21 protein-coding genes are annotated in these 25,861 nt (G+C 55.3%); 6 read left to right on the forward strand and 15 right to left on the reverse strand.

The features are described from left to right. Positions 1-7: 7 nt before the first annotated feature. Together nagA and nagB are read right to left on the reverse strand one after the other, a co-directional pair. Positions 8-1,156: an N-acetylglucosamine-6-phosphate deacetylase gene (nagA, locus tag AC2TE5_RS06175; protein ID WP_484612844.1), complete on the reverse strand. Its 1,149-nt coding sequence runs from the start codon at positions 1,154-1,156 to the stop codon at positions 8-10. 56 nt (positions 1,157-1,212) lie between these two features. Next, a complete protein-coding gene (gene nagB, locus AC2TE5_RS06180) occupies positions 1,213-2,013 on the reverse strand; it encodes a glucosamine-6-phosphate deaminase (RefSeq protein ID WP_023310765.1) in 801 nt (266 codons plus the stop codon). Between the two features lie 328 nt (positions 2,014-2,341). On the opposite strand from nagB, the gene nagE reads away from it, so the two are divergent. From nagE to chiQ, 4 genes are all read left to right on the forward strand, one after another. Continuing rightward, the gene (gene nagE / locus AC2TE5_RS06185) at positions 2,342-4,363 is read left to right on the forward strand and encodes an N-acetylglucosamine-specific PTS transporter subunit IIBC (RefSeq protein WP_311390946.1); all 2,022 of its coding nucleotides are present in this window, start codon (positions 2,342-2,344) and stop codon (positions 4,361-4,363) included. 179 nt (positions 4,364-4,542) lie between these two features. Next, entirely contained in the window at positions 4,543-6,210 is a 1,668-nt protein-coding gene (glnS, locus tag AC2TE5_RS06190) for a glutamine--tRNA ligase (RefSeq protein ID WP_213330642.1), read from the forward strand. Positions 6,211-6,656: 446 nt separating this feature from the next. Further along, positions 6,657-8,054, forward strand: coding sequence for a chitoporin ChiP (chiP, locus tag AC2TE5_RS06195; protein ID WP_023334910.1), 1,398 nt, complete (start codon positions 6,657-6,659; stop codon positions 8,052-8,054). A gap of 47 nt (positions 8,055-8,101) precedes the next feature. After that, entirely contained in the window at positions 8,102-8,428 is a 327-nt protein-coding gene (gene chiQ / locus AC2TE5_RS06200; RefSeq protein ID WP_032661388.1) for a ChiQ/YbfN family lipoprotein, read from the forward strand. 92 nt (positions 8,429-8,520) lie between these two features. Here the strand turns inward: chiQ and fur are convergent, their stop codons facing one another. From fur to ybfF, 4 genes are all read right to left on the reverse strand, one after another. Next, the gene (gene fur / locus AC2TE5_RS06205) at positions 8,521-8,967 is read right to left on the reverse strand and encodes a ferric iron uptake transcriptional regulator (RefSeq protein WP_023310771.1); all 447 of its coding nucleotides are present in this window, start codon (positions 8,965-8,967) and stop codon (positions 8,521-8,523) included. A gap of 291 nt (positions 8,968-9,258) precedes the next feature. Continuing rightward, positions 9,259-9,789, reverse strand: coding sequence for a flavodoxin FldA (gene fldA / locus AC2TE5_RS06210; protein WP_008501067.1), 531 nt, complete (start codon positions 9,787-9,789; stop codon positions 9,259-9,261). Positions 9,790-9,944: 155 nt separating this feature from the next. Continuing rightward, a complete protein-coding gene (gene ybfE / locus AC2TE5_RS06215; RefSeq protein ID WP_028019455.1) occupies positions 9,945-10,232 on the reverse strand; it encodes a LexA regulated protein in 288 nt (95 codons plus the stop codon). Positions 10,233-10,360: 128 nt separating this feature from the next. Then, positions 10,361-11,134 carry an esterase gene (gene ybfF / locus AC2TE5_RS06220; RefSeq protein WP_484612845.1) on the reverse strand — a complete coding sequence of 258 codons (774 nt, stop codon included), beginning with the start codon at positions 11,132-11,134 and terminating at the stop codon, positions 10,361-10,363. 183 nt (positions 11,135-11,317) lie between these two features. On the opposite strand from ybfF, the gene seqA reads away from it, so the two are divergent. Further along, positions 11,318-11,866, forward strand: a complete 549-nt coding sequence (gene seqA, locus AC2TE5_RS06225) for a replication initiation negative regulator SeqA (RefSeq protein WP_008501070.1) — start codon at positions 11,318-11,320, stop codon at positions 11,864-11,866. A gap of 24 nt (positions 11,867-11,890) precedes the next feature. After that, the gene (pgm, locus tag AC2TE5_RS06230; RefSeq protein ID WP_484612846.1) at positions 11,891-13,531 is read left to right on the forward strand and encodes a phosphoglucomutase (alpha-D-glucose-1,6-bisphosphate-dependent); all 1,641 of its coding nucleotides are present in this window, start codon (positions 11,891-11,893) and stop codon (positions 13,529-13,531) included. A gap of 103 nt (positions 13,532-13,634) precedes the next feature. Here pgm and potE read toward each other — a convergent pair whose 3' ends face one another. The 9 genes from potE to kdpF all read right to left on the reverse strand — a co-directional run bounded on the left by potE (position 13,635) and on the right by kdpF (position 25,568). Next, positions 13,635-14,948: a putrescine-ornithine antiporter gene (gene potE / locus AC2TE5_RS06235; protein ID WP_484612847.1), complete on the reverse strand. Its 1,314-nt coding sequence runs from the start codon at positions 14,946-14,948 to the stop codon at positions 13,635-13,637. Next, entirely contained in the window at positions 14,945-17,143 is a 2,199-nt protein-coding gene (gene speF / locus AC2TE5_RS06240; RefSeq protein ID WP_484612848.1) for an ornithine decarboxylase SpeF, read from the reverse strand. The genes potE and speF overlap by 4 nt, the downstream gene beginning before the upstream one ends. A 255-nt stretch (positions 17,144-17,398) precedes the next feature. Continuing rightward, positions 17,399-17,503, reverse strand: a complete 105-nt coding sequence (speFL, locus tag AC2TE5_RS06245; RefSeq protein ID WP_003858645.1) for a leader peptide SpeFL — start codon at positions 17,501-17,503, stop codon at positions 17,399-17,401. Between the two features lie 279 nt (positions 17,504-17,782). Next, positions 17,783-18,460: a two-component system response regulator KdpE gene (gene kdpE / locus AC2TE5_RS06250; RefSeq protein ID WP_024908812.1), complete on the reverse strand. Its 678-nt coding sequence runs from the start codon at positions 18,458-18,460 to the stop codon at positions 17,783-17,785. Continuing rightward, the gene (gene kdpD, locus AC2TE5_RS06255; protein ID WP_484612849.1) at positions 18,457-21,144 is read right to left on the reverse strand and encodes a two-component system sensor histidine kinase KdpD; all 2,688 of its coding nucleotides are present in this window, start codon (positions 21,142-21,144) and stop codon (positions 18,457-18,459) included. Before kdpD ends, kdpE begins: the two co-directional genes overlap by 4 nt. Further along, entirely contained in the window at positions 21,145-21,720 is a 576-nt protein-coding gene (gene kdpC / locus AC2TE5_RS06260) for a potassium-transporting ATPase subunit KdpC (protein WP_484612850.1), read from the reverse strand. It lies immediately after the preceding gene. Positions 21,721-21,732: 12 nt separating this feature from the next. Continuing rightward, positions 21,733-23,781, reverse strand: coding sequence for a potassium-transporting ATPase subunit KdpB (kdpB, locus tag AC2TE5_RS06265; RefSeq protein ID WP_023334922.1), 2,049 nt, complete (start codon positions 23,779-23,781; stop codon positions 21,733-21,735). 18 nt (positions 23,782-23,799) lie between these two features. Then, positions 23,800-25,479, reverse strand: a complete 1,680-nt coding sequence (gene kdpA, locus AC2TE5_RS06270; protein WP_484612851.1) for a potassium-transporting ATPase subunit KdpA — start codon at positions 25,477-25,479, stop codon at positions 23,800-23,802. Then, the gene (gene kdpF, locus AC2TE5_RS06275) at positions 25,479-25,568 is read right to left on the reverse strand and encodes a K(+)-transporting ATPase subunit F (protein WP_014069365.1); all 90 of its coding nucleotides are present in this window, start codon (positions 25,566-25,568) and stop codon (positions 25,479-25,481) included. Before kdpF ends, kdpA begins: the two co-directional genes overlap by 1 nt. Between the last annotated feature and the right edge of the window lie 293 nt (positions 25,569-25,861).

Below are 25,861 nucleotides of genomic sequence, written 5' to 3' on the forward strand. Positions count from 1 at the left end.
CTTTTACTTACTCAGTGACGACCTCGTTACCATTAACGATGGTCTTAATAATTTTATAATCGTGTGTGAATGCCGTCAGGTTTGCAACCATACCTGGTGCAATTCCGCCGAGCTGTTTATCCACGCCCATTGCGCGAGCCGGATAAAGGGTTGCCATACGCAGGACCTCATCAAGCGCAATCCCGCAATGTTCAACCAGGTTACGCACCCCTTCAATCATGGTCAAAGAGGAACCGCTCAGCGTACCGTTTTCATCCACACACAGTCCATTGCGGTAGTATATTGTTTTACCGGCAAAAATGAACTGCTCAATATTTGCACCTGCCGGTGCGGTGGCATCCGTCACCAGACAAAGCTTGTCACCTTTCAGCCGCTTAGCGTTGCGGATGTTGGTGTAATCGACATGCATACCGTCAGCAATAATGCCGCAGTAGACGTCTGGCTCATCCAGAATCGCCCCGACCAGACCCGGTTCACGGCCTGTGATATAAGGCATGGCGTTGTAAAGGTGCGTTGCGAAGGTAATGCCCGCGCGGAAACCGGCTTTCGCTTCTTTCAACGTCGCGTTTGAGTGGCCTGCTGAAACGATAATCCCGGCACCAGCCAGTTTGCTGATGACATCCGTACCCGCTATTTCAGGTGCCAGCGTCACTTTGGTGATCACATCGGCGTTCGCACACATGTAGTCAACCAGCTCTGCATCAGGTTTACGCACGTAATTCGGGTTATGCGTTCCTTTCTTGACCATATTCAGCCATGGCCCTTCAAGGTGCAGACCCAGCGCCTGATTAGGGTGTTTGGCCAGGTATTCGCGCATCACGCGGATACCCTGCTTCATGAGGTCATCACTGCTGGTGATGAGCGTTGGCAGATAGCTGGTGCAGCCCGATTTCTCGTTGGCTTTCTGCATGATCTCCAGCGTTTCGACCGTCACCGCATCCGCGGTATCATTGAACTGCACACCGCCGCAGCCGTTGAGCTGAACGTCGATGAAACCGGGGGAGATTACTGCTCCATTGAGTGAGCGCTGTTCAATCTCCGGCGGCAGTTCTGCCAGCGGGCAAACACGTTCAATCAGGCCATCAGCGATAACAATCGCATGGTCATCCAGAATTTCATGGCCGGTATAAATCCGACCGTGGGTTAAAGCGTACATAACGACCCCCGGTTAAAAAAAAGCGGCCGCCTCTTGATGAAGAGGCGGTTATTCAATTACAGACCTTTGATGTTCTCAGCTTCTAACTCGTTGAAGTATTTCAGCGTTTTTACCTTCAGCTCCATCGTGGACGGTTCGTCGCAGACGATGACTGATTTAGGATGCAGCTGCAGGCAGCTGATGGTCCACATATGGTTAACGTTGCCTTCAACGGCAGCCTGGAGCGCTTGCGCTTTCACACCGCCCAGCACCAGAATCATTACTTCTTCGGCATCCAGCAGGGTGCCTACGCCAACGGTCAGGGCGTATTTTGGAACCTGGTTAACATCGCCGTCAAAGAAGCGGGAGTTTGCCACGCGCGTGTCATGGGTCAGCGTTTTAATACGGGTGCGAGAAGCCAGAGATGACGCCGGTTCGTTGAACGCGATATGACCATCATTACCTACACCACCCATGAACAGGTGGATCTTACCGTAAGAACGGATTTTTTCTTCATACTGACGGCATTCTGCGTCAATATCAGGCGCGTTTCCATTCAGCAGGTTAATATTTTCAGATGGAATATCAACGTGATCAAAGAAATTGCGGTGCATAAAGCTGTGGTAGCTTTCCGGGTGGTCTTTCGGTAAGCCTACGTATTCATCCATATTGAAGGTCACAACATGTTTGAAGCTAACCTGGCCTGCTTTATGCATCTCAACCAGCGCCTTATAGGCGGTCAGCGGCGTGCCGCCTGTCGGAAGTCCAAGAACGAAAGGACGATCGGCGGTCGGTTTAAACGCGTTAATACGATTAACGATATGGCGAGCGGCCCATTTACCGACTTGTTCAGCAGTTGCCAGGGGAATCAGTCTCATTGTTCACCTCAAGAGTTAAAGTAGAAGAGTGGGCGGATGGCTATCGGAACCTGATATTTAAGCGTAACCTGGAAACTTTCAGGCCGGATCAATCCGTCTTGATTTTTTGAATGATAAAATAAGTTTTCGCTGTTAGCCAGTATGAGGGAGGGTAAATAACGATATTTGGTGACAAAAATCACAAAAAGTACGCGTTTAATTTGCGATACGAATTAATTTTTCACACACTCACAATGCCAGTGAAGCATCAACGGTATCTATCGTTCGTGACACAATAAAAAACAGAGCTGAGAACATGCCTTAAACGGGGTCTCATAGGGGGAAGAAAGTGAGTATTCTAGGTTATTTACAAAAGGTTGGTCGCGCACTGATGGTGCCGGTCGCCACGCTGCCTGCCGCAGCCATCCTGATGGGTGTCGGCTACTGGATCGACCCCAACGGCTGGGGTAATACCAGCGCGCTGGCGGCGTTCTTTATCAAGTCAGGCTCCGCCATTATCGACAACATGTCCGTGTTGTTCGCGATTGGTGTGGCTTACGGTATGTCCAAAGACAAAGACGGCGCCGCTGCGCTGACCGGTTTTGTCGGTTTCCTCGTGTTAACCACCCTCTGCTCGCCTGCAGCGGTGGCCATGATCCAAAAAATTCCGGCGGACCAGGTTCCGGCGGCATTCGGTAAGATCAGCAACCAGTTTGTCGGTATCCTTGTGGGTATCATCTCCGCTGAACTGTATAACCGCTTCAGCAGCGTGGAGCTGCCAAAAGCGCTCTCCTTCTTTAGCGGTCGCCGCCTGGTCCCCATCCTGACCTCGTTTGTGATGATCGTTGTCGCGTTCATCATGATGTACGTCTGGCCGATGATCTTCGACGGTCTGGTGAACTTCGGTGAGCACATCCAGAAGCTGGGTTCTGTCGGTGCGGGCGTGTACGCGTTCTTCAACCGTCTGCTGATCCCGGTCGGTCTGCACCATGCGCTGAACTCCGTATTCTGGTTCGACGTTGCCGGTATTAACGATATCCCTAACTTCCTGGGTGGCGCACAGTCCATCGAAGCAGGAAAAGCGGTTGTCGGTATCACCGGTCGTTACCAGGCTGGCTTCTTCCCGATCATGATGTTTGGTCTGCCGGGTGCTGCGCTGGCTATCTACCACTGCGCGCGTCCAGAGAATAAAGCGAAAGTGCTGGGTATCATGATGGCGGGGGCGTTCGCGGCCTTCTTCACCGGTATCACCGAGCCGCTGGAGTTCTCCTTCATGTTCGTGGCGCCGGTTCTGTATGTGATCCACGCCGTGCTGACCGGTATCTCCGTGTTCATCGCTGCCAGCATGCACTGGATTGCCGGTTTCGGCTTCAGCGCCGGTCTGGTGGATATGGTGCTGTCGTCCCGTAACCCGCTGGCGACCCACTGGTGGATGCTGATCCCGCAAGGTCTGGTGTTCTTCGCGATTTACTACATGGTGTTCCGTTTCACTATCACCAAATTCAACCTGATGACGCCGGGTCGCGAACTGGCTGTGGCCGGTAGCGAAGCGGATGGTCAGGATATGAACGTGAGCGGTGCTCAGGATCAGGACGTATCAGGTCTGGCGCGTCAGTACATCGCCGCTGTCGGCGGTTCTGACAACCTGACCGGTATCGACGCCTGTATCACTCGCCTGCGTCTGAACGTTAAAGACTCTTCCCTGGTGAACGAAGCGCTGGCCAAACGTCTGGGTGCTTCCGGCGTTATCCGCCTGAACAAAACCAGCGTGCAGATTATCGTTGGCTTCGTGGCAGAGAAAATTGCTAACGCCATGAAAACCACCGGTCCGGTAGCCGCAGCAGAAGCTTCTGCCGCACCTGCCGCCGCGCCAGCGGCTGCAAAACCGCAGGCGGTACCCAACGCCAAAACGGTAGCCGCGCTGGTTTCACCGGTAACCGGTGAAGTCGTTGCAATTGAGCAGGTACCTGATGAAGCGTTCGCCAGCAAAGCGGTCGGTGACGGTGTGGCGGTGAAACCAACGGAAAAAACCGTTGTGTCTCCGGCGGCCGGTACCATCGTGAAAATCTTCAACACCAACCACGCGTTCTGCCTCGAAACCGAAAATGGCGCGGAGATCGTTGTCCATATGGGTATCGATACCGTTGCGCTGAACGGTCAGGGCTTTACTCGCCTGGTGGAAGAGGGCGCTGAAGTGGTAGCCGGGCAGCCGATTCTGGAAATGGATCTGGACTTCCTGAACGCCAACGCGCGCTCCATGATAAGCCCGGTCGTTTGCAGCAACATCGATGACTTCAGTGGCCTGGTCATTCAGGCTAAAGGTCAGGTTGTTGCGGGTCAAACGCCGCTGTATGAGATTAAAGGCAAGTAATCGCTCCTGAGTAGAGTCATGCCTTAAGCGGCGGGGGATATCCTCCGCCGCTTTTTTTTGCAGCAAACGCCCCCATTATTTTCATCAGATACGTATTTTCCGTAACTAAGGGTTGTCACTACGTCCGGCTTATAAGATCATACGCCGTTATACGTTGTTTACGCTTTGAGGAATCCACGATGAGTGAGGCAGAAGCCCGCCCGAGTAACTTTATTCGTCAGATCATCGATGAAGATCTGGCCAGTGGTAAGCACACCACAGTTCATACCCGCTTTCCGCCGGAGCCGAACGGCTACCTGCATATCGGGCATGCGAAGTCCATTTGCCTGAACTTTGGCATTGCGCAAGACTACCAGGGACAGTGCAACCTGCGTTTCGATGACACCAACCCAGTAAAAGAAGACATCGAATACGTTGAGTCCATCAAAAATGACGTGCAATGGCTGGGCTTCAACTGGTCTGGCGATATCTGCTACTCCTCTGACTATTTCGATCAGCTGTACGCCTACGCGGTTGAGCTGATCAATAAAGGTCTGGCGTATGTTGACGAACTGTCTGCTGATGAAATCCGTGAATATCGCGGTACGCTGACCGCGCCGGGCAAAAACAGCCCGTTCCGCGATCGCAGCGTGGAAGAGAACCTGGCGCTGTTTGAAAAAATGCGTGCCGGCGGCTTCGAAGAAGGCAAAGCGTGCCTGCGTGCCAAAATCGACATGGCGTCTCCGTTCATCGTGATGCGCGATCCGGTGCTGTACCGCATCAAGTTCGCAGAACACCACCAGACCGGTAACAAGTGGTGCATCTACCCGATGTACGACTTCACCCACTGCATCAGCGATGCGCTGGAAGGCATTACGCACTCTCTGTGTACGCTGGAGTTCCAGGACAACCGTCGTCTGTACGACTGGGTGCTGGATAACATCACCATTCCTGTGCATCCGCGCCAGTACGAGTTCTCTCGTTTGAATCTGGAATACACCGTGATGTCCAAGCGTAAGCTGAACCTGCTGGTGACCGACAAGCACGTTGAAGGTTGGGATGACCCGCGTATGCCGACCATCTCCGGTCTGCGCCGTCGTGGTTATACCTCCGCGTCTATCCGCGAGTTCTGTAAACGTATTGGTGTCACCAAGCAGGACAATACCATTGAGATCGCTTCTCTGGAGTCCTGCATTCGTGAAGACCTGAACGAAAATGCCCCGCGCGCGATGGCCGTTATCGACCCGGTTAAGCTGGTTATCGAAAACTATCCGCAGGGCGAGAGCGAGCTGGTTGCAATGCCTAACCATCCGAGCAAGCCGGAGATGGGAACTCGCGACGTGCCGTTCAGCGGCGAAATCTGGATCGATCGTGCTGACTTCCGCGAAGAAGCCAACAAGCAGTACAAGCGTCTGGTGCTGGGTAAAGAAGTGCGTCTGCGTAACGCCTACGTCATCAAAGCCGAGCGCGTAGAGAAAGATGCAGAAGGGAATATCACCACCATCTTCTGTTCTTATGATGCTGACACCCTGAGCAAAGATCCTGCTGACGGCCGTAAAGTGAAGGGCGTTATTCACTGGGTGAGCGCTTCCCACGCGCTGCCGGTAGAAATTCGTCTGTACGATCGTCTGTTCAGCGTGCCTAACCCGGGTGCGGCGGAAGACTTCCTGGCGACCATCAACCCGGAATCTCTGGTGATCAAGCAGGGTTATGCGGAGCCTTCTCTGAAAGCCGCTGAAGCGGGCAAAGCGTTCCAGTTTGAACGTGAAGGTTACTTCTGCCTGGACAGCCGTTACAGTACGGCGGAAAAACCGGTATTTAACCGTACCGTCGGCCTGCGTGATACCTGGACGAAGATCGGCGAATAATATTGCTGCTCTGGTCAATGAGAGACAAACGCCGCACTATGCGGCGTTTTTTTATTTAACGATCAGGGTATTAAGCCAGGGCTTAAAGAGGTGCCATGAAAATATCAGGTCAATGAGGTGCTACTTATTTTTTTTAAAAAAGTTTGTGTCATTACGAAAATCAAAAAGGTGGTAAAAAAAGAAAGAGAACCCACGTCTAGCCACTGAAATACCTGATAATTCCCCGCCATTGCTCGCCTCTCTGCAAATGTTACAAATCACTACCAATTATGTGCACTTCGTCATAATCCTGACTTTTGTCCGCTAAAAAGCATTGATAATTCGCGTCGCGAAAAATAACCTAAAGACGGTAGTTAATTCGAGGGTATTTAAAACTACCCCTGACCATTTGGTCTTTTTTATTTACGCCGTTTCAGGCGTTTTAATTCGTCAAAGAGGAATAATCTATGCGTACGTTCAGTGGCAAACGTAGTGCGCTGGCGCTGGCTATTGCCGGTGTGACAGCAATGTCGGGCCTGGTGGTGACACCAGAGGCGAAAGCGGCAGGCTTCATCGACGATTCTACCCTCACGGGCGGTATTTATTACTGGCAGCGTGAACGTGACCGTAAAGACGTCACTGAAGATAAATATAAAACCAACCTTTCGCACTCCACCTGGAACGCCAACCTGGACTTCCAGTCAGGCTATGCCGCGGATATGTTCGGTCTGGATATCGCTGCGTTCACCGCGATTGAAATGGCGGAAAACGGCGACAGCGGCCACCCGAATGAAATCGCCTTCTCCTCCAGTAACAAAGCGTATAAAGAAGACTGGTCCGGCGATAAGAGCGGTATCAGCCTTTACAAAGCCGCTGCGAAATTTAAATACGGCCCGGTATGGGCGCGCGGTGGTTATATTCAGCCAACTGGCCAGACCCTGTTAGCGCCGCACTGGAGCTTTATGCCGGGTACCTATCAGGGTGCGGAAGCCGGGGCTAACTTTGACTACGGTGATGCGGGTGCGTTGAGCTTCTCCTATATGTGGACCAACGAGTACAAAGCGCCGTGGCACATCGAGATGGACAAGTTCTACCAGAACGATAAAAAAACCAAAGTCGATTACCTGCACTCGCTGGGCGCGAAGTACGATTTCAAAAACGATCTGGTGCTTGAAGCGGCATTTGGTCAGGCACAGGGCTATATCGATCAGTATTTTGCCAAGGCCAGCTATAAATTCGATGTCGCGGGTAGCCCGCTGAGCACCAGCTATCAGTTCTACGGTACGCGCGATAAAGTCAGTAACGGCGGCGTCAATGACATTTATGACGGCACCGCGTGGCTGCAGGCGTTAACCTTCGGCTACAAGGTCGGTCAGGTTGATTTGCGTCTGGAAGGCACATGGGTGAAGGCGGAAGGGCAGCAGGGCTACTTCCTGCAGCGTATGACGCCGACCTACGCCTCCTCCAACGGTCGTCTTGATATCTGGTGGGATAACCGTTCCGACTTCAACGCCGACGGCGAGAAAGCGGTCTTCTTCGGCGCAATGTATGATCTGAAAAACTGGAACCTGCCTGGCTGGGCGGTGGGCGCTTCTTACGCTTACGCCTGGGACGCAAAACCTGCCGATATGGCAACCCCGGACGCATACTACGATCCCAACTATCGCCTGAAAGAGTCTTCCTACAGCCTCGATGCTATCTATACCCTGCAGGATGGCCGCGCGAAAGGCACGATGTTCAAACTGCACTTCACCCAGTATGACAACCACTCCGATATCCCGAGCTATGCGGGCGGTTACGGCAACATCTTCCAGGATGAACGTGACGTGAAATTCATGGTTATCGCCCCATTCACCATCTTCTGATGAACGCACCGGCGGGCTGAGTCCCGCCGGTATGGAGACTGCACATGATGAAAAAAATCGTAATCGTCGCGTTGCTGGCATCAGGGCTGGTGGCGTGTGCTCAGACACAGGCGCCGAAAGAGGACACCCGTCTGAAGGAGGCGTATAGCGCCTGTATTAATACTGCGGAAGGTTCGCCGGAGAAGATTGAAGCCTGTCAGAGCGTGCTGAACGTGCTGAAGAAAGAGAAAGCGCACGAGCAGTTCGCTACGCAGGAGAACGTCCGCGTGATGGATTACCAGGCCTGCATTCAGGCGCGTAAAACCGGTAACGATCAGGAAGTGGCGAAGCGTTGCGATAAGATCTGGAACGAGATACGCAATAACAATAAATAAGTTGCTTTACGCCCGGTAAGCGCAGCGCCACCGGGCTTTTTTCAGGCAAAAAAAAGCCAACCTTGCGGCTGGCTCAGAGTATGAACGCTCGCTTATTTCGCGTCGTGCGCGTGGTCGTCTTCGCGGCAGTCGCCTTCAGCGCAGTGACCGTAAAGGTACAGGCTGTGGTTCGTCAGGCGGATGCCATGACGCGCCGCGATTTCACGCTGGCGTGATTCAATGGAATCATCGCTGAATTCAATGACCTTGCCGCAATCGAGGCAGATCAGATGATCGTGGTGCTGCTGCTGGGTCAGTTCGAAAACAGATTTACCGCCTTCGAAATTATGACGGGTAACAATGCCCGCGTCATCAAACTGGTTCAGCACGCGATAGACGGTAGCCAGCCCAATCTCTTCACCCATGTCGATAAGACGTTTATAGAGGTCTTCCGCACTGACATGGTGATTGTCTGGACCCTGAAGCACTTCAAGGATTTTTAACCGAGGAAGCGTAACTTTCAGGCCAGCCTTCTTTAATGCGGTATTGTTGTCAGTCATGCGGAATCTGTCCTGTTGCTAAACGATTCACTTCTGTAGGAAGTGACAGAAAATGCACCTGGGATAATGCGTCTCATTATAGAACTGCCATGGCTAAATGAAAACTGCAAGTCTCAGGCAAAATATGCTTATAAAAATGGGGTATCACCAACAAACTTGCTCAATGGAAAACCACACTTTATCAGGGAGACATTGTACAGGTCTGGGCGAAAAAGTTAAAAGATTGTAGCGATTAATTTAATCGGTTTGACCTGGAGCACGGGCGCAGCCGCCGCTGCGCCGCGATAAAAATCAGGCGTTCAGAATATCGTCCAGGTGCAGTTCCTCACGGATCTGCTTCACCCATTTCTCAACGCGCTCTGCCGTCAGCTCTGGCTGACGGTCTTCGTCAATAGCCAGACCCACGAAGTGATCGTCATCGGCCAGGCCTTTAGACGCTTCGAAGTGGTAACCGGCGGTCGGCCAGTGGCCTACGATAACCGCGCCATTCGGCTCAATGATATCGCGGATGGTACCCAGCGCGTCACAGAAGTATTCGGCGTAGTCTTCCTGATCGCCACAGCCAAACAGGGCCACCAGCTTACCGTTGAAGTCCACTTCTTCCAGCGTCGGGAAGAAATCATCCCAGTCGCACTGGGCTTCACCGTAGTACCAGGTTGGGATACCCAGCAGCAGAATGTCATAGCCTTCCAGATCTTCTTTGCTGCTCTTAGCGATGTCATGCACATCAGCAACGTCTTTACCGAGCTGTTTTTGAATGTTTTTTGCGATATTTTCGGTATTGCCGGTATCACTGCCAAAGAAAATGCCGATGATTGCCATGAGTAAAATAACCTCTTGAAACTTAATAGTATGGTGGCGCAATTCGGCCACGGATAAGGGCAATAATAGCAGAACTGGCAACCCTGCGGAAACAGCTATCGCGCAGGACTGCACTCTGTGCTACATGAAAAGGGCGATAAAGGGGATTTTCAGACTTATGCCTGGCTGCGTAACGTCTCAAGCTGGACGAGCAACATCTCTTCAATGAGCTCGCTGCGGCTGATATTTCGCGCGTCAGCCAGCTCGTTCAGCGCATCGACGGCGTCGGCGTTAAGCTTCAGTTCGACACGCTTAAGCCCACGATTTTTATCGCGTTTAAGCTGGTTGCGTTTATTGATACGCAGCTGTTCATCGCGCGAAAGCGGATTCGTCTTGGGTCGTCCCGGGCGACGCTCATTCGCGAACAGATCTAGTGTCGTACGGTCCGTTTGTTCTTTGGCCATGATTCAGAGACTTCGGGGGAAACACGCCGCCCTGCTAATGCCCGGGCGATAAGCGCGCCATCATACATCACCAAAAACGGCACGCCAACGACTGGAAGCCCACAGCCTTCCAGTCGCTTTCTTTTTAATCAATTTGCAGTATCAGCGAGATAGCGGCGAATGGCGCGCAGTACGGCATCCGGTTTTTCCGCATGCACCCAGTGCCCGGCACCGGCAATCACGTGGGCGCGAGCCTGCGGGAATTGGGCCAGCAGCGTGTCGCGGTACGCGTCGGTAACGTAAGGAGAGTTTCCGCCGCGAATAAAGAGGGTAGGGTGTGGCCAGGCGGGGACGGTTTCCCAGCCCACGATGTTGTTGTACTGGTCCCAGAGCACCGGCACGTTAAAACGCCATTGCCCGTCAACAAACGACTTCAGCAGGAACTGCACGACGCCTTCTTCATCAAGATGCTCACGCATGACGGCAGCCGCCTGTTGGCGTGTCGCGACACCCGCTTCTGTGACCGCATTAATGGCGGCAAAAATCTCGTCATGACGGCGGACATCGTAATCCACGGGCGCGACGTCAATCACCACCAGGCCGCTAATACGCTCCGGGGCCCGCGCCGTCAGGGCCATCACTGCTTTGCCACCCATTGAATGCCCGATCAGCGTTACCTTTTGCAGGCTATGTGCATCCAGCGTATCCAGCAGATCCCGCGCCATCGCCGCGTAGGTCATCTCGTCGGAACGCCCGGAAAGACCGTGATTGCGCATATCGACCTGTAAAATATCGTGGTCGGTAACCAGATCGCGCGCCAGCACGCCCAGGTTATCCAGGCTGCCAAAAAGCCCGTGAACCAGTACGATGGGAGAATTATTGTTCTGCGATTGTGCAGTTTGCGCTCGGGTATTCAATTTCATGGCAAAGTTCTTTTTTTACGTATGTCAGGTTAGGGTATCATGTTGACCATTCTGCCGCCCGGCTGCAAGGTTCCAGTTTAATCTGACTTTTGCCGCCAACCTGGTTTGACGCTATCCGCTGTTGGGATTTGACCTTATAATCCCAATGACTTGTATTCAGATAAGATATCGCACTGGATTAAGATGAAAACAATCGAAGTTGATGACGAACTCTATCAGTATATTGCCAGCCAGACGCGGCATATCGGGGAGAGCGCGTCCGACATTTTACGGCGCATGCTTAAAATTTCCGCCGCTTCACAGCCTGCTACCCCAGTCACCAAAGATGTCGTGTCTCAGCCAAGCGTTGTTGCGCAAGCAAAACCTGCCGTGACACCGGCAAAAGATAAAGTGCGCGCGATGCGCGAGCTGCTGCTCTCCGATGAATACGCGGAGCAGAAAAAGGCGGTTAACCGCTTTATGCTGGTGCTGTCTACACTTTATTCACTGGATAACAAAGCGTTTGCTGAAGCGACCGAGTCGCTTCACGGCCGTACTCGCGTCTATTTCGCGGGCGACGAGCAGACGCTGCTGCAAAATGGCAATCAAACCAAGCCCAAACATGTTCCTGGCACCCCGTACTGGGTGATCACCAATACCAATACGGGCCGCAAGTGCAGCATGATTGAACACATCATGCAGTCCATGCAGTTCCCGGCGGAATTGATTGAAAAGGTTTGCGGTACAATTTAACCCTTGCATCAGAAGGACCCGGTAATGGCAAATCACAGCCGTGCAGGCCAACCTGCACAACAAAGCGATTTGATTAACGTCGCTCAGCTGACCGCGCAGTATTACGTGCTGAAACCGGTCGTGGGCAACGCAGAACACGCAGTGAAGTTTGGTACATCCGGTCACCGCGGCAGCGCGGCGCGCCACAGCTTTAACGAACCGCACATTCTGGCCATTGCTCAGGCCATCGCGGAAGAGCGCGCTAAAAACGGCGTTACCGGTCCGTGCTACGTGGGGAAAGATACCCATGCCCTGTCTGAACCGGCGTTCATCTCTGTGGTGGAAGTGCTGGCGGCAAACGGCGTTGATGTGATTGTTCAGGAGAACAACGGCTTCACCCCAACGCCTGCGGTCTCTAACGCCATCCTGGTGCACAACAAAAAAGGTGGCGTGCTGGCTGACGGTATCGTTATCACGCCATCCCACAACCCGCCGGAAGACGGTGGTATCAAATACAACCCGCCTAACGGTGGCCCGGCCGACACTAACGTCACAAAAGTGGTGGAAGATCGTGCGAACGCCTTGCTGGCTGATGGTCTGAAAGGCGTGAAGCGCATTTCTCTGGATGCCGCCATGGCGTCCGGTCACGTGAAAGAGCAGGATCTGGTTCAGCCGTTCGTGGAAGGGCTGGCGGATATCGTTGATATGGCGGCCATCCAGAAAGCCGGCCTGAAGCTGGGCGTGGATCCGCTGGGCGGCTCCGGTATCGAATACTGGAAACGTATCGCCGAGCATTACAAGCTGGATCTGACCATCGTGAACGATCACGTCGATCAGACCTTCCGCTTTATGCACCTGGACAAAGACGGCGCGATCCGTATGGACTGCTCCTCCGAGTGCGCGATGGCGGGCCTTCTGGCGCTGCGTGATAAATTCGATCTGGCGTTTGCTAACGACCCGGATTATGACCGTCACGGTATCGTCACCCCTGCCGGGCTGATGAACCCGAACCACTATCTGGCCGTCGCGATTAACTACCTGTTCCAGCACCGTCCGCAGTGGGGCAAAGAGGTGGCTGTCGGTAAAACGCTGGTGTCCTCCGCGATGATCGACCGCGTGGTCGAGGCGCTGGGCCGCAAGCTGGTGGAAGTGCCGGTGGGCTTCAAATGGTTCGTTGATGGTCTGCACGACGGCAGCTTCGGTTTTGGTGGTGAAGAGAGCGCGGGGGCATCTTTCCTGCGTTTCGACGGCACGCCATGGTCAACCGATAAAGACGGCATCATCATGTGCCTGCTGGCGGCGGAAATCACCGCGGTCACCGGTAAGAACCCGCAGGAACATTACAATGACCTGGCGGCACGCTTTGGTGCACCAAGCTATAACCGTATTCAGGCTAGCGCGACGTCAGCTCAGAAAGCAGCCCTGTCCAAACTCTCTCCGGAGATGGTCAGCGCAAGCACCCTGGCGGGCGATCCGATCACTGCCCGTCTGACGGCAGCACCGGGCAACGGCGCATCCATTGGTGGTCTGAAAGTGATGACCGAGAACGGCTGGTTCGCCGCGCGTCCATCCGGTACGGAAGACGCGTATAAAATCTATTGCGAAAGCTTCCTCGGCGCTGAGCACCGTCAGCAGATTGAGAAAGAAGCGGTAGAGATTGTCAGCGAAGTGCTGAAAAACGCGTAAGTGGTGTTTGGTGCGGGCTGGTGCCCTCACCCCGGCCCTCTCCCACAGGGAGAGGGAGAAAACATTAAAAACGGCAACCTCAGGGTTGCCGTTTTGCTTTTACCTAACTGTGCTTGTTCTTCAATTCAAACCGTGGTGACACCAGACCGTACAGCGTCCAGCCCATAAAGGTCACCATCGCGCCATACAGCATCGCTTCCTGGCCGGATGAGTAGAGCGCATAGAAGCTGTAGATTGCCCCAATCAGCGCCACGATATTGGCCGCACGCGCTTTGCGTGGATCCACCTTCGCCACCTTCTGGATGATCACCAGCGCCGCCATCGACAGAATATACGGAATGATATTCGTCACCACCGCCAGGTTGACCAGGACGTTGAACTGGCTGTTCAGCGACGGGCTAATGGTCATCAGCGACAAACCGCTCTGGAAGATGACAATCGCCAGCATCCCCTGCACCGGCGCGTCGGCTTTGCTCACGCGGGAGAAGATTTTTGGGAAGTAACCTTCATCAGCCGAGGATTTAAACACCTGTGCGATGGTGAACTGCCAGCCGAGCAGCGAGCCGCAGCAGGACATGACCATCAGACCCATGATCACTTTCCCGACCTCAGGCGTGAACATCTGCGCGAAGGCCAGCCCGAACGGCGCCGTAGACTTAGCCAGATCCATATTCGGTACGATGCCCGCAATCACGTTAGTCGAGACGATATAGATCACCGCCGCGCCCAGCGTGCCGCCGAGGACCGCAATCGGCACGTTCTTTTCCGGATTCTCTACCACTTCCGCGTTCGCGCAAGCGGATTCCAGACCCAGGAAGGCCCACAGCGTCATGGCGATGGATGACCCAACAGCGGTAAAGAACGGCACATGGTGCGGGTTCCAGGAGTTGGCGTAGAGTGTCGGGCAGAACCAGAACCAGCCGATGATGCACAGGCCGACAACCGGAATAATCACGCCCCAGACGGTGATGCTGGAGAGCTGCCCGGTGATACGCGCGCCGCCAAAGTTAGCCACGGTGCAGATCCACAGAACCCCGATGGTCGCCAGCCCAATTTGTACCGGGCTGAGCGTCGCGCCAAACAGCTCCGTACCGTAACCCACCGCGGAGATGGCAATCGCCACGTTGGCAATCAGCAGCGACACGCCGTAGGTATAGTTGGCCATAAAGTTGCCCGACTTGCCAAAGGCGTACTCGGCATAGCCACCCATGCCGCCTGACTTACGGCTGAACATCCCGCACTTGGCGAATGCCCACGCCAGCGCCATGGAGCCGACTGCCGTCACCAGCCAGGAGATGATAGAGATGGTACCCACCTCTGCCAGTTTGGTGGGCAGCATGATAATCCCGGAGCCCATCATGTTTACCATGGTGAGGATGGTCAGCTGCACCACGCCCATCTTATTGGACTTACTCATAATTTCTCTCCTTTCAGCAGCGCGGGCTGAGCGGCGGGTTTTTTGATGACGTTGCAGCGAACCTGTTTGCGACCCTCACACTCTTCGACGTACACACCCTGCAGCTCCGGCGCGAAGCCCGGCAGAAGGTTGATACCTTCTTCCAGCGCGGCAAAGTAGCGCAGCACGGAACCGCCCCAGACTTCCCCTGGGACAACGCACAGCACCCCTGGCGGATAAGGGAGCGCGCCTTCGGCGGCGATGCGGCCTTCCGCGTCGCGCAGGGAGACCAGTTCAACTTCACCGCGCAGATAGGCGTAGTTCGCGTCCTGCGGGTTCATCATCACGCGTGGGAAGTGAGACTTGCGGAACATCTCTTTCTGCAGCTGCTTCACGTTGTGGCGGGCGTACAGGTCATGCATTTCCTGGCAGATCTGGCGCAGGGTGTAATCCGCGTAACGTTCCGGATGCTGTTTGTAGAGTGAAGGCAGGACGTCTTTTAGCGGAACATCGCTCTCGAGCAGTTTTTCGAAGCGCACCAGCTGCGCCACCAGCTGCTGCAGTTTGCCCATATCTTCCGCAGGCGTGAGCAGGAACAGGATCGAGTTGAGATCGCATTTTTCCGGCACGATGCCGTTTTCGCGCAGGAAGTTGGCAAGGATAGTGGCGGGCACGCCGAAGTCCTCATACTCCCCGGTGCGGGCGTTGATGCCCGGCGTGGTCAGCAGGAGCTTGCACGGGTCGATAAAATACTGATGCTCAGCGTAGCCTTCAAAAGCGTGCCAGTTTTCACCCGGTACGAAGTGGAAGAAGCGCAGATCGGTCGCAATCTCCGCCGTGTCCCAGCTTTCCCACGGGCGGCCATCTACCGTTTCCGGCACGAAGGGGCGCAGATAGCGGCAGTTCTCCAGAATCAGCTTGCGCGCTTCGATACCGTTCACCACGCAGTCCATCCACATGTTGCGGCCGCTCTGGCCCTCATGCATACGGGCGTTAATGTCCAGCGCAGCGAACAGCGGATAAAACGGGCTGGTGGAGGCGTGCATCATAAAGGCATTATTCAGCCGCTTATGCGGGACATAGCGCGGTTGCCCTTTGATATGGCTGTCTTTCTTATGGATTTGCGAGGTCTGCGAGAAGCCGGCCTGCTGTTTATGCACGGACTGGGTGACCAGGATCCCCGGATCGTTTTCGTTCAGCTCCAGCAGCAGCGGAGAGCAGTCGGCCATCATCGGAATAAACTGCTCGTAACCCACCCAGGCCGAGTCAAACAGGATGTAATCACACAGGTGCCCAATCTTATCCACCACCTGACGGGCGTTATAGATGGTGCCATCGTAGGTACCGAGCTGGATCACCGCCAGACGGAACGGACGCGCATCGCGTGCACGGCCCGGCGCCACCTCTGTCACCTGCTCGCGCAGGTAGCTCTCTTCAAAGCAGTGGGCGTCAATGCCGCCAATAAAGCCGTACGGGTTGCGCGCGGTCTCCAGATAGACCGGCGTTGCGCCAGCCTGGAGGAGGGCACCGTGATGGTTAGATTTGTGGTTGTTACGGTCAAACAGTACCAGGTCGCCCGGGGTGAGCAGGGCGTTAAGCACCACTTTGTTGGATGACGAGGTGCCATTCAGCACGAAGTAGGTCTTATCGGCATTAAAGACTTTTGCCGCATGCTGCTGGGCGATGCATGGCGCGCCTTCGTGGATCAGCAGATCCCCCATCGCCACGTCGGCGTTGCACAGATCGGAGCGGAAAAGCGTCTCACCAAAGAAATCGACAAACTGATTACCGGCAGGATGGCGGCGGAAGAACTGGCCACCCTGATGCCCCGGGCAGTCAAACGCGCTGTTGCCCTGCTTAACATAGTCGACAAGCGCGCGGAAAAACGGCGGGCGCAGCTGGGTTTCATACTTCTGGGCTGCCGCTTCCAGCTGGCGTCCATAAAAGTCGTTGCTGGTGTCTGAATACTCAAATACGCCATGAATGCGCGATAAATAGTCTGCCGGGATGAACTCTTCTTTGTGCGTCGCGACAAATACAGGAATGCCAAAACCGGTGGCTTCTATTTCATCCAGGATACCGCTGGCAATATCCGTGACCGCCAGAACAATGGCGGCAACATCAATATAATCAGAAGCGCGGACATCCACCAGTTCACGCTGGGTAGTAAAGCAATCCGGACATGCACGGCTGGCTGCGATTTTTAAACTTTTCATCTTTCTCTCTTTATTTTAGGTAATAAGCGTCCCTCGATTTCTTGCAAGAAAGAAATCGATAATTTTCCGGAAAAAAAAGCAAAGGGTGGCCGCTGATTAAAATCAGTGAATTGCTTTTTTGATGATTGAAATTCAGTCCGCCCGGTGCGGATGAGTCTGAATCAAGATGAATGAGCGCACGAGTTCACAGGCAATAGCCTGTAAAATAAGGTGTTTCAGGATGACCTGTAAGCGAGTGCGCCAGAAGTCGAAGGACTACCGGGCATTAAAGAGATGAAAGTCAAAGCAGTTTCGGTGGGCAAACATCATGATATGTGTTGTCCGCCTTATATGGGGCATTAAGCGATTGTTGTTTTCCATGTTTCATTTTCCTTTCAGTAATTGAAAGCATGGTCATTTTATCCAGGAAAAGGCGATTAACCGTGAGATAGATCACCGTTAACCGATCAAATCAGAAATAAATATTCGTTTCAAATGAATATGGCAGATCAAAATTCTGATTTGTTGATGATGCGTTAACGGGTTGTTCCGTTAATGTTTTAAATGAGCGGGAATAACCCGAAAAAATAACGCGCGGGTTATTTGTGAAATATTTTCTGAAGAATTTATTTTTTATTTAATAATAAAATGAATAGTTATTCAAAGCATAAACCGATAACCGATACCGGTTTCAGTTAATAAATGGCGAGGGCGAGCGGGGTCGACTTCGAGTTTCTGACGAAGATGTCCCATATATATGCGTAAATAATGACTATGTTCCACAGCGTTGGGTCCCCACACCTGACTTAACAGCTGGCGTTGGGTGAGTACCTTGCCGTGGTTGTTGAGCAGCACGGCGAGCAGGCGAAATTCTATTGGCGTGAGGTGAATTTCCTCATCGCCGCGGACAATGCGCCGCGCGGCCAGGTCAACCCGGATATCCCCAAACGTGTAGGTTGGGTCAGCAGGCGTGGTTGCGCTGTGGCGACGCAGCGCCACGCGAAGGCGAGCCTGCAGTTCGCCGATACCAAAAGGTTTAATCAGATAGTCATCCGCACCGGCATCCAGCGCCGCGATTTTATCCGTCTCTTCAGTACGGGCGGAGAGCACGAGGATCGGCATCTGGCTCCACTGACGCACTTCCCGGATAAAGTCGATGCCGTCACCGTCCGGTAGACCAAGATCGAGGATCACCAGGTCCGGCTTGCGGGTAGCGGCTTCAATTAAACCCCGCTGAAGCGTACCCGCATCATGAACGCGCAGACCGTCTCCTTCCAGCGCAGCGCGCAGAAAACGGCTAATGGCGATCTCATCTTCAACAATCAGAACGTTGATCACAAATCCTCTGGTAATTCATTAAGTTCTGGCGGGGTTTCCAGAGGAAGTGTAACACAAAACCGCGCGCCGCCTTCCGGACGATTCTCTGCGGAAATGGACCCACCGTGGACGTCAATGATCGCCTGACAAATGGCCAGCCCCAGCCCGACGCCCGGAATGGCCGACTCCTTATTGCCGCGCGCGAACTTTTCGAAAATAGCCAGCTCCTGCCCGGCAGGAATGCCCGGCCCGGTATCCCAGACGTCAAGGCGAAGCGTGCTATCGTCCACCGTCGCATCCACCCCAATTTGGGCGCTGGCGCCCGCATATTTGCCGGCATTTTCCAGCAGGTTAATCAGCACCCGCTCAAACAGCGGACCATCGACATGAATTAACGTCAGGGGCTCGGGCATGTTCAGCGCGATATGTCGCCCACCCAGACCGGGTTCGAGCATTTTCAGGGCGCTGCCCACCACCTCTTCAAGCGTGAGCCACTCTTTTTTGAGGTTAAAACCGCCTGACTGGATACGCGCCATATCGAGCAGGTTATTCACCAGGCGCGTGGTATTCAGCACATGCTGGCGGATCTCGCTGGCCTGAAGGGCGTGTTTAGAGCCTTCCGCCGCCAGGTCCAGCGTCAGGATTTCTGACTGACCAAACAGGACGGTGAGCGGGGTCCGCAGATCGTGAGAGAGCGCCGCCAGCAGCGAGTTACGAATGCTTTCACGCTCGCTCGCCAGCCGGGCCTGCTCTTCGCTGGCGGTGAGGGCCAGCCGCTCCAGCGCGCTGGCAACCAGCAGCGTAAAGGTCTCCAGCAGTCGCTGCTGTTCGGGGATCATCAGCTGGCGCAGGTTGGAGGGCTCAACAATCACCAGCCCCTGATTTTTATCGGCACTGCGCAGCGGCAGAATTTGATAGGGCACGCCGGGCAGGGTGTCGGTCCCTGCGCCCGCAGGCAGCCCTTTATCAAAGCTCCAGCGCGCGATGGCTTCGTCCCAGGGCGTCATGCCTGAGGCGGACGTCAGCGGACGCAGCTTGCCGTGTTCGTCCGGGAGTAAAATCAGGTTGCTGGCATGAAACGTCGAGCGAATAAACTGCTCGCTGGTCTGCACAATATCCAGCGGCGTACGGCCCACCGCCAGCGATTTCGACATCTCATAGAGATGGCGCGTGCGCTGTTCGCGATAGCGGGCGATACGCGCCTGATAGCGAACGCCCGCCGTCAGGTTCCCAATCACCAGCCCGACGGTGAGCATCACGCCAAAGGTGAGAATGTACTGCACGTCGGACACGGCAAGGGTTCCGCGCGGGGCAATAAAGAACAGATCGAAGCTGATGACGTTGATGACCGTCGCCAGCACGGACGGCCAGCGTCCGTAGAAGAGCGCCACCACCACCACGCCGAGCAGGTAGATCATCACCAGGTTGGCGGCGTCGAAGGCGAACAGCCACTGGCTGGCAATCATGGTAATCAGGGCGCAGAGCACGACGGCGACAAGGCAGCCGCGGAGCTGAATGCGCCATTTATCGCTGAAGGTGCGGCTGTCCGGCGCGCGATTGGGTAAGGGCGTGGGTTTGTCGTCCAGCGCCACGATCACCAGATCCAGATCCGGCGCGCGGCGGGCCAGTTTGTCAGCAAACGATTCGCGGCTAAACCAGCGGCGATGCTGGCGACGGCCAATCACGATTTTCCCCAGATTGTGCTCACGGGCGTAGCGCAGAATGGCTTTATCTTCCTGAGGATCGGATAGGGTGGAGGTTTCGGCACCCAGCTCCTGCGCCAGGCGAAGCGAGCTCAGGATAGCGCGACGCTGGTTTTCGGGCAGAGCGTGCAGCTGCGGCGTTTCGACATATACCGCATGCCAGACGCTGCCAAATTTGGCCGCCAGGCGAGCGGCGGTGCGAACAAGCTTTTCATTGCCGCTGCCGTGGCCGACGCACAGCAGGATGGCATCCCGCGTATGCCAGACGCGTTCCTGGCCCTGCAGGTCACGCCAGGCGCGCATCTGATCGTCGACGCGATCGGCAGTACGACGCAGGGCCAGCTCGCGCAGGGCAATCAGGTTACCTTTTCGGAAGAAATGTTCGATGGCGCGCTCGGCCTGGCCGGCAATATAGACTTTGCCTTCGTGCAGGCGCTGGCGTAAATCATCGGGGGGCAGGTCGACCAGCACCACCTCGTCCGCGGAATCAAAGAAGGGATCGGGCACCGTCTCGCGCACCTGAATGCCGGTGACGCCGCTCACCACGTCGTTCAGGCTTTCAAGATGCTGAACGTTAACCGTCGTGAAAACGTCGATGCCGGCTTCAAGCAGCTCTTCAACATCCTGCCAGCGCTTTGGGTGGCGTGAGCCTGGCGCATTGCTGTGCGCCAGCTCGTCCATCAGGATAAGGGCGGGACGGCGGGCGAGGGCGGCATCAAGATCGAATTCGGTAACTAACCGACCGCGGTGGCTGATGCGGCGGGGCGGCTGGGTAGCCAGACCCTTCAGCAGCGATGCCGTCTCTTTACGTCCGTGGGTTTCAACCACGCCAATCAAAATATCGAGCCCCTGCGCCCGAAGCCGCTGGGCTTCCGTCAGCATGGCGAAGGTTTTCCCGACGCCTGCGCAGGCGCCAAAGAAAATTTTCAGTTTGCCGCGATGGGCTTCAGCCGTCTGTTCAAGCAGCCTGTCCGGATCCGGGCGCATGGGCTCGTCGGTCATTTAGTTTTTCCTTAGCGCGTCCAGCGCCAGATTCAGCTCAACAATATTCACCACGGGCATGCCGATAAAGCTGACCAGCGGCTTTTGCGTGTGCTCTGCAACCAGCTGGCTAACCTGTTCGACGGTCAGCTGACGGGCCGCGGCGACGCGCGGGATTTGCCATGCCGCTGCTGCCGGCGTCAGGCTGTAGTCCAGCCCGCTGGCAGAGGCGGTGACCAGCTCTACGGGAACGTCACGGCTGGCCTGCGGATTGGCGGCGCGCAGGGCTGCCACGCGCTCAGCAAGGGCTTTGTCCAGCTCAGGGTTGCTGCCCGCCAGGTTGCTGCCGCCGGATGCCATCGGATTATACGGGCTTTCGGCTGTGGCGGAAGGGCGTCCCTGGAAGTAACGGGCATCCGTAAAGTTCTGACCAATCAGGCGAGAACCGCGGTTTTCACCGCTTTGCATAATCAGCGAGCCGTTGGCCCGATCCTTAAACCACCACTGGCCCAGCGCGGTGGTCACCAGCGGATACAGTCCGCCGGTAATAAGAGACAGCAGAATAAACAGAAGTATAGCGGGGCGTAACATCGTCATTTGAATCACCTTTTAAACCAGGCCGAACAGCGTCAACAGCAGGTCGATAACCTTGATACCGATGAAGGGCACCACCAGCCCGCCCAGGCCGTAAATCCACAGGTTGCGGCGCAGCATGGCGGCGGCCGTGAGCGGCTTATAGCTCACGCCTTTCAGCGCCAGCGGGATCAGGAAGACAATAATCAGGGCGTTAAAGATCACCGCACTCAGAATGGCCGAGGACGGGGAGTGCAGGTGCATCACGTTCAGGGCGTTTAATTGCGGATAGGTCGCAGCAAACGCGGCCGGAATGATGGCGAAATACTTCGCCACGTCGTTGGCGATACTGAACGTGGTCAACGACCCGCGCGTCATCAGCATCTGCTTACCAATGTGCACCACTTCAATCAGCTTGGTCGGGTTAGAGTCGAGGTCGACCATATTGCCCGCCTCTTTTGCCGCCTGGGTACCGGAGTTCATTGCCACCGCCACGTCGGCCTGTGCCAGGGCAGGGGCATCGTTGGTACCGTCGCCCGTCATCGCCACCAGGCGGCCTTCCGCCTGATACTGACGAATCAGCGCCAGTTTCGCTTCCGGTGTGGCTTCAGAAAGAAAATCATCCACGCCCGCTTCGGCGGCAATCGCTGCGGCGGTAAGACGGTTATCCCCGGTGATCATCACCGTTTTGATCCCCATTTTACGCAACTGGGCAAAGCGCTCCTTGATGCCGCCTTTGACGATATCCTTCAGGGCAATCACCCCGAGCACGCGCGCGCCCTCGGCTACGACCAGCGGCGTCGCCCCCTGACGGGCCACGCTTTCGACCAGGCTGTCCACTTCCGGTGGGAAGTGGCCGTTGTTAGCCTCAATGTGGCGACGGATGGCGTCAACAGAGCCTTTACGGATCATGCGATCCTGAATGTTAATGCCGCTCATGCGGGTTTGCGCCGTGAAGGGCACGAAAGTGGCGTGCAGGCTCTGAACGTCGCGCTGGCGCAGGTTAAAGCGCTGCTTGGCGAGGATCACGATACTGCGGCCTTCCGGGGTTTCATCGGCAAGCGAAGAGAGCTGCGCGGCATCTGCCAGCGTTTTTTCATCCACGCCCGGCGCGGGTAAGAAATCTGACGCCTGGCGGTTACCGAGGGTAATAGTCCCGGTTTTATCCAGCAGTAAGACATCCACGTCACCGGCGGCTTCCACCGCACGTCCGCTGGTGGCGATGACGTTGGCACCGAGCATACGGCTCATGCCGGCCACGCCGATGGCAGACAGCAGGCCACCAATGGTGGTTGGGATCAGGCAGACCAGCAGCGCCACCAGCACCGTGATGGTGACCGCGGTGCCGCCGTAGGCGGAGAACGGCCACAGCGTCGCGGTCGCCAGCAGGAAGACGATGGTCAGGGCCACCAGCAGGATGGTCAGGGCAATCTCGTTCGGCGTTTTACGACGCTGCGCGCCTTCCACCATGGCGATCATCCGATCGAGGAACGTTTCCCCTGGGTTAACGCTACACTGGATCACCAGCCAGTCGGAGAGAATGCGCGTCCCGCCCGTCACGGAGGCGAAATCGCCGCCGGATTCACGGATAACCGGCGCGGATTCCCCGGTAATGGCGCTTTCATCCACCGATGCGCCCCCTTCGATAACTTCTCCATCGCAAGGGATAATGTCACCGGCCTCTACCAGCACCACATCGCCTTTACGCAGTTCATCCGCCGGAACGTGGTCCATCTGCGCGCCGTATTTCGGCTCACGTAGCTTGCGCGCGAAGGCGGTTTTTTTCACCCCTTTCAGGCTGTTGGCCTGGGCTTTACTCCGGCCTTCCGCCAGCGCTTCCGCAAAGTTGGCGAACAGCACGGTAAACCACAGCCACAGGCTGATGGCGCCGGTAAACATCGCATTCCCCGGCATGTGGCCCGTTCCCATGGCAATCGCCAGGGCGGTGGTCAGAACGCTTCCCGCCCAGACAATAAACATCACCGGGTTGTGCCACTGCACGCGCGGGCTCAGCTTTTTCACCGCATCCATGAGCGCCTGGCGAACTAATGACGGTTCGAACAGGGCCAGTTGTTTACGACTCATGACAATTTCTCCGCAAAATCAGCGTAAAGAGAGGTATTCCGCGACCGGGCCTAATGCGAGGGCGGGGATAAAGGTCAGGGCGCCGACCAGTAACACGGTGCCCGTCAGCAGGCCGATAAACAGCGCGCCGTGGGTCGGTAATGTCCCGGTGGTGGTCGGTTGAATTTTTTTATTCACCAGCGATCCGGCAATCGCCATAACCGGCACAATGATCCCGAAGCGGCCCACAAACATGCAGAACGCCAGCAGGCAGTTCCAGAACGGTGAGTTGGCGCTTAAGCCTGCAAAGGCGCTGCCGTTGTTGTTGGCGGCAGAGGAGACGGCATACAGCACTTCACTAAAACCGTGAATGCCGGGGTTAAAGATGCCGCTGCGTCCGGCCTCGGTCATCAGGGCCAGCGCGGTGCCGAGCAGCACAAGCGCCGGGGTGACCAGAATCGCCAGCGCGGTTAATTTCATCTCGCGCACGTCGATTTTTTTACCGAGGTATTCCGGGGTGCGGCCAATCATCAAACCGGCAATAAATACCGCCAGCAGTACGAACAGCAGCATGCCGTACAGACCCGAGCCCACGCCGCCAAACACCACTTCGCCAATCTGCATCAGCCACATCGGGATCATGCCACCCAGCGCCGTAAAGGAATCGTGCATGGCGTTGACCGCCCCGCACGAGGCTGCCGTGGTGACCACCGCATAGAGGCTGCTGGCGAGAATGCCAAAGCGGTTCTCTTTACCTTCCATGTTGATTGCGCTATCGGCACCCAGCGAGAGGAAGTGCGGATTACCCTGCCACTCGGCCCACATCACCAGCGCAGCGCAGACCACGAAGATAAGCGACATCGTCCAGAGCAGGGTGCGGCCCTGACGGCGATCGTTGACCACGTCGCCAAAGGCAAAGCAGAGCGCGGCGGGGATCAGGAAAATGGCCAGCATCTGCACAAAATTGGTCAACGCGGTAGGGTTTTCAAACGGATGCGACGAGTTGGCGTTGAAGAAGCCCCCGCCATTCGTCCCGAGCATTTTGATGGCTTCCTGTGACGCTACTGGCCCCATCGGCAGGAGCTGTTTTGCGCCTTCCAGCGAGGTATAAGGCGCGTAAGGCATCAGGTTTTGCAGGGTGCCCTGCTGAATAAAGAACAGCGCGATCAGCAGCGCAATCGGCAGCAGGATCCACAGCGTAATGCGCGTCAGATCCACCCAGGCGTTACCGAGCGTGCTTACTTTCTGGCGCGCGAACGCACGCGTCAGCGCGAAGAGCACCGCTATACCGCTCGCGGCAGAGAGGAAGTTCTGCACGGTTAACCCGACCATCTGGCTGAAGTAGCTGAGCGTGGTTTCGCCGGAATAGGACTGCCAGTTAGTGTTGGAGACAAAACTGACCGCCGTGTTCAGCGCAAGATGCCAGGACAGGCCCGGTAACTGTTGCGGATTCAGCGGCAGGATGCCCTGTAACATCAGCATGGCAAAAAGCGCAACGAGCCCAACGATATTCAGCAGCAGAATGGCGATCAGATATTCACGCCAGTTCATCTCCCGATCGTCTATTCCCAGTACGCGCCAGATCCCTTTTTCAACGCTTCCCGTGCCGGGCAGGGGGACGTTGTTGATCAATCGTGCCAGTCCTGTTCCCAGTGGTCTTGCCAGAACGAACAGTACCACTAAGAAGCTGGCAATAAGCAGAAACGCCTGAGCAGCCATCAGAAGGCCTCCGCATTAATCAGGGCATAGACCAGATAACCCAATAACAGGAACACCAGCACGATGCCGGCAATAAGACCTGCACTCACAATCCACCTCCGGGTGACTTTCATTGTTGTACTAACGGTAGGATTTCCGGCGCAAAGATTTCGCAAAAATGGGGAGGGCGGGTGTAAAAAAAGTATAAAAATGGCAAAGACCACAATTTAACTATTGATAAGTAAATCGTTAACTTTTTTGTAACTTAATTACGGCGTGAATGTAAATATTCACTAAATGGATAAAAATAAGTGGTCGGATGAGTAGTAAAATTACAAACAAAGCGATATTATTTTAGCCAGGTCACAGATTTTGAATTTTCCGGATGACGTTTCCGGCCAAC

This window comes from Enterobacter sp. N5-15 (assembly GCF_057221635.1).

What these genes read in the sequence shown, in the direction of transcription:
- nagA (WP_484612844.1), bottom strand. Translation starts at nt 1,156, where the DNA reads ATGTACGCTTTAACCCACGGTCGGATTTATACCGGCCATGAAATTCTG.
- nagB (WP_023310765.1), bottom strand. Translation starts at nt 2,013, where the DNA reads ATGAGACTGATTCCCCTGGCAACTGCTGAACAAGTCGGTAAATGGGCC.
- glnS (WP_213330642.1), top strand. Translation starts at nt 4,543, where the DNA reads ATGAGTGAGGCAGAAGCCCGCCCGAGTAACTTTATTCGTCAGATCATC.
- chiP (WP_023334910.1), top strand. Translation starts at nt 6,657, where the DNA reads ATGCGTACGTTCAGTGGCAAACGTAGTGCGCTGGCGCTGGCTATTGCC.
- chiQ (WP_032661388.1), top strand. Translation starts at nt 8,102, where the DNA reads ATGAAAAAAATCGTAATCGTCGCGTTGCTGGCATCAGGGCTGGTGGCG.
- fur (WP_023310771.1), bottom strand. Translation starts at nt 8,967, where the DNA reads ATGACTGACAACAATACCGCATTAAAGAAGGCTGGCCTGAAAGTTACG.
- fldA (WP_008501067.1), bottom strand. Translation starts at nt 9,789, where the DNA reads ATGGCAATCATCGGCATTTTCTTTGGCAGTGATACCGGCAATACCGAA.
- ybfE (WP_028019455.1), bottom strand. Translation starts at nt 10,232, where the DNA reads ATGGCCAAAGAACAAACGGACCGTACGACACTAGATCTGTTCGCGAAT.
- ybfF (WP_484612845.1), bottom strand. Translation starts at nt 11,134, where the DNA reads ATGAAATTGAATACCCGAGCGCAAACTGCACAATCGCAGAACAATAAT.
- seqA (WP_008501070.1), top strand. Translation starts at nt 11,318, where the DNA reads ATGAAAACAATCGAAGTTGATGACGAACTCTATCAGTATATTGCCAGC.
- pgm (WP_484612846.1), top strand. Translation starts at nt 11,891, where the DNA reads ATGGCAAATCACAGCCGTGCAGGCCAACCTGCACAACAAAGCGATTTG.
- potE (WP_484612847.1), bottom strand. Translation starts at nt 14,948, where the DNA reads ATGAGTAAGTCCAATAAGATGGGCGTGGTGCAGCTGACCATCCTCACC.
- speF (WP_484612848.1), bottom strand. Translation starts at nt 17,143, where the DNA reads ATGAAAAGTTTAAAAATCGCAGCCAGCCGTGCATGTCCGGATTGCTTT.
- speFL (WP_003858645.1), bottom strand. Translation starts at nt 17,503, where the DNA reads ATGGAAAACAACAATCGCTTAATGCCCCATATAAGGCGGACAACACAT.
- kdpD (WP_484612849.1), bottom strand. Translation starts at nt 21,144, where the DNA reads ATGACCGACGAGCCCATGCGCCCGGATCCGGACAGGCTGCTTGAACAG.
- kdpC (WP_484612850.1), bottom strand. Translation starts at nt 21,720, where the DNA reads ATGACGATGTTACGCCCCGCTATACTTCTGTTTATTCTGCTGTCTCTT.
- kdpB (WP_023334922.1), bottom strand. Translation starts at nt 23,781, where the DNA reads ATGAGTCGTAAACAACTGGCCCTGTTCGAACCGTCATTAGTTCGCCAG.
- kdpA (WP_484612851.1), bottom strand. Translation starts at nt 25,479, where the DNA reads ATGGCTGCTCAGGCGTTTCTGCTTATTGCCAGCTTCTTAGTGGTACTG.